Source organism: Bradyrhizobium sp. RDI18 (assembly GCF_043203335.1).
GTDB lineage: Bacteria > Pseudomonadota > Alphaproteobacteria > Rhizobiales > Xanthobacteraceae > Bradyrhizobium > Bradyrhizobium retamae.
The window spans coordinates 22,864-29,396 of sequence record NZ_JBICRN010000005.1 but is presented as its reverse complement, the minus strand read 5'-3'; the positions used below and the strand labels follow the sequence as shown (position 1 = coordinate 29,396).

General features: G+C 59.8%; 4 protein-coding genes. 1 reads left to right on the top strand and 3 read right to left on the bottom strand.

Annotated elements, in window-relative coordinates; genetic code table 11:
- Positions 1 to 164: 164 nt before the first annotated feature.
- From ACFXS9_RS00980 to ACFXS9_RS00970, 3 genes are all read right to left on the bottom strand, one after another.
- Positions 165 to 1,541, bottom strand: a complete 1,377-nt coding sequence (locus tag ACFXS9_RS00980) for an FAD-binding oxidoreductase (protein ID WP_392684130.1) — start codon at positions 1,539 to 1,541, stop codon at positions 165 to 167.
- Between the two features lie 374 nt (positions 1,542 to 1,915).
- Complete coding sequence (locus ACFXS9_RS00975; RefSeq protein WP_392684127.1) at positions 1,916 to 2,488, bottom strand: group 1 truncated hemoglobin; 573 nt, start codon at positions 2,486 to 2,488, stop codon at positions 1,916 to 1,918.
- Between the two features lie 873 nt (positions 2,489 to 3,361).
- Positions 3,362 to 5,122 carry an adenylate/guanylate cyclase domain-containing protein gene (locus tag ACFXS9_RS00970; protein WP_392684125.1) on the bottom strand — a complete coding sequence of 587 codons (1,761 nt, stop codon included), beginning with the start codon at positions 5,120 to 5,122 and terminating at the stop codon, positions 3,362 to 3,364.
- A gap of 712 nt (positions 5,123 to 5,834) precedes the next feature.
- Here ACFXS9_RS00970 and ACFXS9_RS00965 point away from each other — a divergent pair.
- Positions 5,835 to 6,254, top strand: coding sequence for a hypothetical protein (locus ACFXS9_RS00965; RefSeq protein WP_392684122.1), 420 nt, complete (start codon positions 5,835 to 5,837; stop codon positions 6,252 to 6,254).
- Positions 6,255 to 6,533 lie beyond the last annotated feature (279 nt).

The following is a 6,533-nucleotide window of genomic DNA, read 5'->3' as shown; positions in this document are numbered from 1 at the left end:
AGAGCGGTCATTCGAGATTGGACCGAAGTCGTGTCCTGGAAGGGCGTTGACGCGAGCAGCGATGACCACCGCCATCTCGACGTTGCTCTCGACGTCTCCGCGCGGGCGAGGTTGCACTCGTTAGTAAACCGAGCGCGAGGGCAATGGACGGCGTCCGGTCAGCCTTAGGCCAAGGGCCGGATGTTCTGGTTCATGCGGAAGAAGTTTTTCGGATCGTACTTCTCCTTGATCCGCTGCAGCCGCCGGTAGTTGGCGCCATACGCCGCGGCGACAGCATCTGCTGCCTCGTCGTCGTCGAGATAATTCACATACCGGCCTGGGGCGTAGTAGGGCTGCATCAGTTCGTAGGTTTCTCGCGCCCACGCGACGCAGCGGTTCGTGTCGGCCGGCCGCATCCATTGCGCGAGCACAAGGAAGTTGTAGCCTTCCCTGCGATGTGGGAACGCCGTGTCACCGACCCCGACGCGAGTCGCTGCACCATGGATATGCTCGAGGAGCAATTGACCCATGGGCGCGGGACAGCGCGCGAAACAGTCGATCATCGCGCTGATTGCAGCATCACTGAGCTCCGTGAGGAAATTCGATTTCCAGTAGTTGAGAGCGCCCTTGGGAAAGCCGGCATCGAGCATGCTGTTGAGCTGGCAGTAGGGCATCGGACCGACTGCATCCAACGCGGGTGACCCGAACTCCTTCAGCGGCCGCACGGCCTTCTCGGCATCGGCAGGCGGACCGCAATGACAGGTCACCAGCGCCGCCACTTCCATGCCAGACCCATCCGGGGCATGCGCGAGGGTCGCAAACAGCGCGTGCTCATCGGGTAGCGATCGGGTCTTGTCGCGGTAGAACTCGAGCAGGTCGCGCGCACGATCAATCGCGTGAACGATGAGGCCGGCCGTGACGGTTGGCCCCACCGGATGCAGCTGATACTCGAACGAGGTCACGACGCCAAAGTTTCCACCCCCGCCACGAACAGCCCAAAAGAGGTCGGGCTCTTCTTCCTGGCTAGCGCGGAGAATTTTGCCGTCAGCTGTCACGAGGTCGACAGCCTTGAGACTGTCGAGGGCAAGGCCATACTTGCCCATAAGCCAGCCAAGCCCGCCACCGAGCGTGAGCCCTGCGATCCCCGTGCTGGAGACCACCCCGCCCGTGACCGCTAAACCATGCAGCTGCGTCTCGCGATTGAATTCGGCCCAGGTCACGCCCGCTTGCGCGCGCGCCTGATGGCTCTTAGCGTCAACGTGAATCCCCTTCATTGGGCTTAGGTCGATCATCACCCCGCCATCAATCGTGGCGCGGCCCGCAACGTTGTGGCCGCCGCCACGAACCGCCACTTCCAAGCCAAGCCTGCGAGTTAGGTTGACGGCGTCAACGACGTCGGCAACGCCGCGACATCTGACTATCAACGCGGGGCGTTTGTCGACGAGGCCATTGTGAACCCTGCGGGCTTCCTCGTATCCGGCATCGGTAGGTTTCTGGAGCTGTCCCCCAAAGTTGGCCGCGAGCTCGGCTGCGGCACGGTCAACGGATGCGATCGACGACATGGTGCGCTCCTCTGGTGACTGGCCCTCCCCTCGAGGGCGGTGAAAGAGTCGGGCTCACGCGCGCGTTCCATCGGCATGCTGACCCTTCACCCCTTTTGCTGAGGCTGCGACCAATCAGTTTCTGGCGCGCGAGTTCTCAGATCAATCAGCGGCATTGACCGATTGCTCTGATGTGCCCTTTCTTGAGAATACAGATGTGCTCTTCTGTAGCTGAATTCTCACTGCAGAATCTTTGGTGCCTGAAACGTGATGAAACGTCCGCTGTGGGGTCAGAAGCAGACTCGTTATCCCGCAGCTCGTAGTTGGCGCGCAGCAACATTTCCCCGCTCAGCTTTGGCCGAGCGGGATCGTGTGGACGGGGCAGTACAGCAGCGTCAGCCGCGCTTGGCGGCCGCAACGTAGCCGGCCGTGACCTCGTCCTTGTGGGCGGCAAAGGCTGCCAGGACTTCGGCCTTCTCGCGTTTCGGAACCTTGGCGAAGTCCAGCGTCCGTCCAAGTTCGGCTGCGACCTCGTCGAATTCGGCCGGGGAGATCCGGAGATTCCGATGAGCCTCCTCCAGCCCAACAGGCGTCTTGCCGGGCTTGGTGGCGGTGAACTTAAAAGGCCCACCCGAAACGTCGCAGACCCACAGCGTGCGCATGAACTTTAGGCCGGGCAACCTTTTCAGGTTCTTGGTGTGCCATTCCCGCAGTTGTGGGTTCTTTGACTTCTGGCCGACGAAGGGGTTCTTCACGACGGCGTCGCTAAAGTGATCCACCACCGCCGCGATGGCGAATACGCCCCCCAGCCGCTCATACAGATTTTTCTCAGACGTGGTTTCCTTCGCTGTTTCCTTGGCCTGCGCGTAGGCGTCATCAGCCTCCGCCAAAGCGACTGGGGCGGCGCTCAGCGCCAGCCCTGTGACCAGACTTCGTCTTGTGATGGTGTTCGAAGAATGCCGTGCCATTGATTGTTCTCCCTGGTTAAGCTCGAAGGCATTCCCATCCCCAGCCGCGTGCGCGCTGTACGAACTCGGTCTCGGAATTGTCCGGCGCCAACGGATCCGTCCGCAGGTCCCGGGACCTGTCGCCTTCGGCGCTTTCCTCGCTGCCACCTTGGATGGTCTTGACGGGAAGAGGTTCCCGAAAAAAACCGGAGGGGCGTCGGATCCGCTGGATCGGATGATCCTCTGGGAAATCCGGTTCTTGCCGGGAGCGCTCGCCATGGCGATCGGCAAGTCCTGAGGTCACGCGGCGTGTTTTAGGTCCGATGGGACTGGGACGCGATGGTGCGTACGGTCGTATGACCGCTGCTATCGCAAGAGAGGACATTCAGCGGCGCGGACGGCGCGTCCGCTTTGTGACAATTGGCGACATCCGGTCGCTCGTCCGACGAGCTCGACGGCAACTCCTAGAGTTGTAATGGGTGGGCTGTCGAGACTTTCTGGCAGCGTGTACCGCTCTTGGGGTGACGTGAGATGTGGCCCTGTCCAAGCGTATCCCCACCAACATAGAACCACCGGCCGAAACGTGCCGCACCTCTCCATCGCTCGTCTCGAACTTCACACCGTGAGCACCCTTCCCGGTGGAGCGTGCCAACCGATTTCGCCCATGCCGGCCGGAACGTGCACGAAGCGGATGCGTGACGCCGGATAGTGGGACGAAAGCCGAACGGCGCTTCGTTTGGGATAAGCGGTATGTAGTTATTGGGATATGGACATCATCCGAAATGAGATTCTCCGTCCGGTGTGGCGTAGATGGGCAGACATCTCATCGCGACTTCCGAATAACTGAAGTCTCGACAGAATCGCCCAAGGTAACGCTTCCTTCCTCCAGCGGTATCATTCGGGGAGCCCGGCTCGCCGCAATCCTTCTTCGTATCGCGAGATGTCTTCGGCACGCCGATAAGGTCCCAGCACGTTTTTGAGGTTGGAAACCCGCCGTGTAGGATTGAGTTGGCGCAGGCGCACGACCGCCTTCTGCGCTTGATCCAGCCGTCCCGCCATCGCATTGCTAGCAGCGCCAATACGAAGTAGAGGTTGAGAGTTTGGATTGTCCTGCAACGCCATTGCCGCCCACGATGCCGCTTCGTCATAGCGACTTAGGAAGAAATGTGCATGCGCAGTCCCAGCTCGCATCGGTGCGACCCACGGATCAAGTGGGCTCAGGCGTATGGCACGCGTGAAGCGCTTGATCGCTAGCTCGTACTCGCCGAGCCAATTCTTTACCCAGCCACCGCAATCCCACGCCTCGGCCACATTGGAATTGAGCGCAAGCGCGCGATCGATTAAAGCGGCGCCTCGATCGAGATCGCGAACAACGTATGCCAATGCCCATCCGCTATCAGCGAGCGCGATCGCATCATCCCTATCTAGCTCAACCGCTCGGTGAGCGAGCCTCGATACCTCGGCAACCTCTTCCGGTGTGAGTGAAATCCAGCCAAAGGCCTTGGCATTGGCATAGCAAAAGGCGGCACGAGCGTAGGCTGTCGCAAAGTCTGGGTCGAGCTTGATCGCGCAGTTGAATAGGTGCAGTGCCTCGCTGCACGCTTGCTGACTAGCATCTTGATAAGACTTAGCTAAACCGCGCAAGTAGTGATCATAGGCGTCGAGACGCTCGGTCGGCTTGCGTCTGGCGCGCTCGATCTCGGCTTTTTCAACCGCCGGCGCGATCGCTCCGACAATGTTCTCCGTCACCTGGTCCTGCAGATCGAAAATGTCGCCGAGCCCACCATCAAACCGGTTCGCCCAAAGATGCGCGCCAGTAGCGGTATCGACAAGCTGTCCCGTGATGCGCACCCGGTTTGCGGCCTTGCGAACGCTTCCTTCCAACACATAGCGCACTCCAAGCTCACGCCCGACTACCTTCACGTCGACGGCGCGCCCCTTGTACGTGAAGCTGGAGTTGCGGGCGATGACAAACAGCGCCTTGAAATGAGATAGCGCCGTGATGATGTCCTCGACCATTCCATCGGCAAAGTAGTCCTGTTCTGGATCTCCGCTCATGTTGGTGAAAGGCAATACGGCAATCGACGGTTTGTCCGGTATCGCGAGTGCGGGGTTTGCCGATTGCGTCCGCAGTCCGATATCCGGTGTTGCAATCCGGAAGACGCGGACCGGCCGGGCGATGTTTTTGAGCTGCCGCTCGCCCAGATCCTCGAAGCCCAGACCCAGCTTGTCGCGCACCTGATCGTGTACGACTCTGCTTACGCAGATCCCATTGGCTTCGGCGAGGCCTTCGAGCCGTGCCGCAACATTAACGCCATCGCCATAAATATCGTCGCCGTCAATGATGATGTCACCGAGGTTGATGCCGACGCGGAACTCGATGCGATGGTCCGCCGGCACGTCCGAATTACGCTCCTGCATCGCGCGCTGGACCTCGACCGCACATTGGACGGCTTCGATCACGCTCGGGAATTCGATCAGAAGGCCATCGCCAGTTGTCTTGACGATGCGGCCCTGGTGCTCGGCAATGTTCGGGTCGATCAAATCTCGTCGATGCGTCTTGAGCGCCGCCAAGGTCTCGGCCTCGTCGACACCCATCAGCCGGCTATAGCTGACAACGTCGGCGGCGATGATGGCGGCGAGCTTCCGGGCCATGCGCATACCCGTTCCCGTTCGGGAGCTTAGGCAACCAGTCTACCCGACGAGGTGCCGACGGTCATCCGGTCCGTAGCGCGGTACCGGAATTCCGTTAAGGGTCAATCGCGACGTTTCGACCGGAGGCCGACCACTTTCGCTCTTCCCCGACTAGTAGACGTTTGGGCGAACCACTCAAGTTGGAAATTAATCGGTAAATCACCCTACGTGTGTGAAATCACTGACACCCATAAATTTATTTTGACATCCATTTGTTGAGTAGCATTCACATACGCGCAACCGCAGCGGACCTCTTCAACGACTGGACCATCGATCATCAAGCCTCGCAAGCCGCCTTTGGCGACTGACTCCCAAAGCGTGACTTACCTGCATACCAGCAATCCGGACGAGGAGCGTGGGCCGCGTTGCACGCAGGAAGCGGAAAGCAGCAGCGAACGACCAGTCGTCTGATTCTTGATTGACGCATAACAACAGTCTGTCCCTTTCTTCAATCCAGGTTTGACAATTTCCGGTTTGGGTCAATCGCGTCCTTCTAACCGTGCGCTCACCACTTCCGGTCTGCCCCGATAAGCAGATAATTTCGGAGGCCTCTGGACTTCGCATTGGTGCCAGATTCGAAGCGGCCAACCGAGCCAGCGCGTCGGCCATCCGGTTGAACCTTCTCGCAGTGCCGATGACCCACAGAAACGGGTTTGGGGGAACGGAGGTTCCCATGACCAGTTCGAATGGACGCCGGCCGACACGCCTTTATCGATTGATCCTAACTCCCATGATGGGATTGAGTGCGGTTGCTCTTCTCGAGATTGGCACGGCCAATTCGCATGACCCGATGCGACCAGAACTCAATGCGTGGTTCAAGAGTCTCAAGAATAAGGTAGGCGAGCCGTGCTGCGACACCGGCGACGGCCAGCACGTGGAGGCCGAGTGGGATATGACGAAGGGCGGGTATAGGGTCTTATTGAAGGATCCGCATAGACCAACCGAGCCGGGGCAATGGTTCGACGTGCCATACTCCGCCGTGATCGACCAGCCGAACCTCAGCGGCATCGCGATGGTTTGGTGGTCGCCGTCCTACACCGATAGAAGAATGACCCCTATATGGCGCTGCTTCATTCCGGGACCGGGGGGATGATCTGAGCAAACACGCCCGTAAGTCCGCTGTGGGTCACACAAGCGGTAATGCTCTGACTGATCGTAAGAATTTCCGCTTGGCCGTCAGAAGCTGACATCGCCACAGATTGCGGTCGCTAGCAGGCCGGGGCACAACGGAAACGACCGCGGCCGCGGTAGCGTACCGCACGCGCGATGAGTGCTGCGCCTGCAATCTACCGGGCGAAGCGGACGAACTCCGCCGTCGTCGGACAACGGAGGCGCGACGCGTTCGCTTATGTTTGTGATAGACCAATAGCGA